The organism is Enterobacter sp. PL_is514 (assembly GCF_055816715.1).
This window is the reverse complement of record NZ_JBVPGN010000008.1, coordinates 1-3,481: the sequence shown is the minus strand read 5'-3', so window position 1 is coordinate 3,481 and position 3,481 is coordinate 1. Positions and strand designations below refer to the sequence as shown.

2 protein-coding genes and 3 pseudogenes are annotated in these 3,481 nt (G+C 37.5%); 1 reads left to right on the top strand and 4 read right to left on the bottom strand.

The features are described 5' to 3' along the window. Both AC0TNG_RS00095 and AC0TNG_RS00090 read right to left on the bottom strand, forming a co-directional pair. Positions 1 to 154, bottom strand: a pseudogene (locus tag AC0TNG_RS00095) (isocitrate/isopropylmalate family dehydrogenase); the annotation flags it as partial. Between the two features lie 108 nt (positions 155 to 262). Then, the gene (locus AC0TNG_RS00090; protein ID WP_473712397.1) at positions 263 to 1,486 is read right to left on the bottom strand and encodes an nSTAND1 domain-containing NTPase; all 1,224 of its coding nucleotides are present in this window, start codon (positions 1,484 to 1,486) and stop codon (positions 263 to 265) included. Positions 1,487 to 1,874: 388 nt separating this feature from the next. On the opposite strand from AC0TNG_RS00090, the pseudogene AC0TNG_RS00085 reads away from it, so the two are divergent. Then, positions 1,875 to 2,358 (top strand): annotated as a pseudogene (locus AC0TNG_RS00085) (tyrosine-type recombinase/integrase); the annotation flags it as partial. Positions 2,359 to 2,375: 17 nt separating this feature from the next. On the opposite strand, the gene AC0TNG_RS00080 reads toward AC0TNG_RS00085, so the two are convergent. Beyond that, a complete protein-coding gene (locus AC0TNG_RS00080) occupies positions 2,376 to 3,212 on the bottom strand; it encodes a putative phage abortive infection protein (RefSeq protein ID WP_417927226.1) in 837 nt (278 codons plus the stop codon). 121 nt (positions 3,213 to 3,333) lie between these two features. Continuing rightward, positions 3,334 to 3,481: pseudogene (locus tag AC0TNG_RS00075) on the bottom strand (NADP-dependent isocitrate dehydrogenase); the annotation flags it as partial.

Below are 3,481 nucleotides of genomic sequence, written 5' to 3'. Positions count from 1 at the left end.
TAATCGCGTCGCCAAACTCTGAACATTTCAGCAGCTTAGCGCCTTCCATCAGACGTTCGAAATCGTAAGTTACGGTTTTCGCGTTGATCGCGCCTTCCATACCTTTAACGATCAGGTCTGCGGCTTCGAACCATTCCATATAGCGCAGCATTACATGAAATAAAACATGATGCATTGATTTTTTCAGTATAACAAACATAATTGGCGCGTTCATCACACATTTTTGACAAAAAGCTAACCTATTGATTAATTATACTGCTATTTATGGTACAGCATTGTGACACATTAATATATAGCTTGGCATACGGGGATCTGTAATTTTATAAACTCCTCTTCTTACAAGTTGAAGGATTTCTCCACGCTCAGGTTTTATAAGCTTACCTGTATAGTTATTCATACTGCCATATGTTAAATCAATATTATGATCAACCGCAATTTGCTCAATCCAGCTTTTTACACTAAATTGATCATTATTGAATTTTGCGGCAGATAAAAGGATTTTAGGATACATATCTGTTCTAGACGAAGTGACAGCTAAATCATAACAACGCTTCAACTGACCTTCAGTATTTTTCACCGCAACAATTAAAGCTTGATCAAATACAGTTCTATCAATTATTTTTTTTGATTTCCTAATCGCTTCCTCTGCACTTTCTTTACATAACAAATGTGTAAAATACGGGAAGCCACTGCTTATTTCAATAATGGATTTTTTTATTTCAGGTGCAAACGTCAAACCTAAACCACTCTCACCGCTCTCAATTATTTCGGCTAAATATTTATCTTCAACACGAGGCAGTTTAATTTCATGCATGCACCGGATTACCGATTGGTGCCCTGCAATTAGAGCAGCACCATCGGAGCCAATTCCTACTATAAGGACTTTAAATGGACTACCTGCGTCACTTAATTGCTTAACAAATTCAGCGACTTCATGCTTAACATCATCCTTGACAACATCAAATTCATCGATAAGAAGAACTGATTCCAAATGATGTAAAACTGAAGCTGCTTTGTTGGCAGTCAGCTCTTCCTTTTCTATTGTAATCTTCTCTTCTCGAGAACCTTCAAGACTAAATATATCCAGGAGCTTTGCCCTTGCTCCATATTTTTTTGTAGTTTCAACTTTATCATGTTTGTAAGCTTGATCTATAAAAATAGCAGCTTTTTCAATAATATCTTTGAATGAAGTGGTTTTAATACATCTATACTGGAAAACAATCTCAGGTAAAATTTCATGCTCTTTACCACCTTCAAGAGTTGAAAGCGCAAGTGAGCTCTTGCCAATACCTCGATCTCCGTAAATCATACAATGCCGGCCGGGAGTCGTTAACGCACCTAATATCTTTTGAATCTCTTCATCACGACCTCTAAGATTTGAAGGAGAGGACACTGGTTTTGAAGGGGTGTAAAAAGCATCAACTCTATGACTTTTTTCTTTCTCTTCTTTGAAAGCTTTAAAGACATCCATTTTTTCTGCTCGCATAAGAAATAATCCTCTTAAACAATAACATCTTATGGCTGGCAACTGGAACCAGAAAAAAACAAACCTGCTATAAAAAGCAGGTCTCCTCTTAATTTTTTTAAATTTCTTACAAAAACCCCAACAATATCACCACCTAACCATTTTCTAGCTCAATTTGCAACTTAAATCTATCAGCATTTTTGCCAAACGCTTCGCGTAATAGGCGTAAAGGTTCGATACAGCCAAGCATAACCTCGAGTCAACACGGCGGCGGCAGGTGATCATAGTCCAGCTAGGATGTTTTTATTCAGCTCGCATGCCATCTTAAATTTACTCTTGCGAAAGCGGTAACGATAAACTACCACACTATAAAAAGCGTGATAATCATTGTTAGCAAGAACCATAGCGAGCACGTCATCAGTATATGGGTAATGCAAAGCTATTGACGCTCGTTGCTGGTTAGCGCCTCGGTGATATTTCGATTATGAAGCTCAACGATATTTGAGATTACCATCTTCATGTCGTTAGAAGAAGATGGGGTAGCAAGCTAGCGATCCCCCTTTCCCTGATACTAAACGCGATTTAGTGGGGTTTTAGAGATGTTGTAATGCTTTGCCTCGACTATTCATTGAGTCCGAACCTTATCCATTTATTCCGGGCGATCCAATGGCAGAAAGAGGGGCATAGATAATATCGAACACAATAACAATGAATTTCAGTAAGGCCAGTAATTATGCAGAAATAAAATGGGGAGATGGCACACTACCTTCCATGAACAACGATCTTTAGCGGAACATCTTTATGAAACTCAAGGTATCGAAATCTAAAAATTGCTGGGGTACGAATCTCCCCAGCAAACAGTCAGATACCATGATGATAGAGGCAAAGAATAGATAAAAATCAATAATAATTAATTTTCAGAATTAAGATGTTTGGGATGGTACTTCAATGCATCATAATTTTCACCCCATGCCTTCTTATCATAGAATGCGACATGTTTTTTATTTATAAGTTTCTCGGCTGGTAGATTATCCAAAATCGCATAAGAATTCATATACGCTTCAAACTTCCTACCATGAACAAAATTGGCATTGTAAAAAAGCATTAACAATTCGTAATTAGAAAGTTGAGCGCGTAAAATGTTAGCATACTTTTTCTTATTAACACTATTTAAATCAGATTCGTGAATTATCTTAAACATATTATAGATATATCTATAATAATGAGAAAGATTTTGAGCTCTGTTTCGAAAATAGAAACGATATTCATTAGACATTCGCATAGATGCTTTTTTAACCTCAAACTCATCACTCGAGTCGAAATCTAATGACATTCCATTCTTTTGTCTAACCTCTTTTTTGAATCTTCTAAAAAAATAAAGAAAAACATGACGCCCCTCCGCCAAAGTTCTTCCTGAGGAACCTTCAACTCTCATGTCTTTAATTAGCGTTTGCAATATGCTCAACATATTAAAGAAGGAGTTCTCGAAATCCCTTATTTTTTCCGCTTCCTCCCTTTTACTCGAATCATCTTCTATTTTTTTTGTTGCATCCATCTGCAGCTTAATCGTCCATAAAACCCCACAAAAACCCATAGCAGAAAAAATTGAGGTAAAAGCGCCCCAAGAATCACCAAATACTCCTCGCTGGTTCGCATCCATACCTTCAAATGGCCACACATCATGCGATATAGCGTAACCATAGCCGATCCCAAAAACTGCACTAATCAGCATTAAAAGACGAATCATTCCCTATGCTATCCTTGTTCGTTTTGTTAAACCGTTTTGAGAAAATTTTAATAACCATTCAAAAACTAATAATAAAAACGGGAACCCTTCGGTTCCCGCTCTTGTTTACCCAGAATCTGGATTACATATTCGCGATAATCGCGTCGCCAAACTCTGAACATTTCAGCAGCTTAGCGCCTTCCATCAGACGTTCGAAATCGTAAGTTACGGTTTTCGCGTTGATCGCGCCTTCCATACCTTTAACGATCAGGTCTGCGGCTTCGAACCAT

Bases quoted from the DNA above. Each gene is read 5' to 3' on its own strand.
- AC0TNG_RS00080 (WP_417927226.1), bottom strand. From the start codon at position 3,212: ATGATTCGTCTTTTAATGCTGATTAGTGCAGTTTTTGGGATCGGCTAT.
- AC0TNG_RS00090 (WP_473712397.1), bottom strand. From the start codon at position 1,486: ATGCGAGCAGAAAAAATGGATGTCTTTAAAGCTTTCAAAGAAGAGAAA.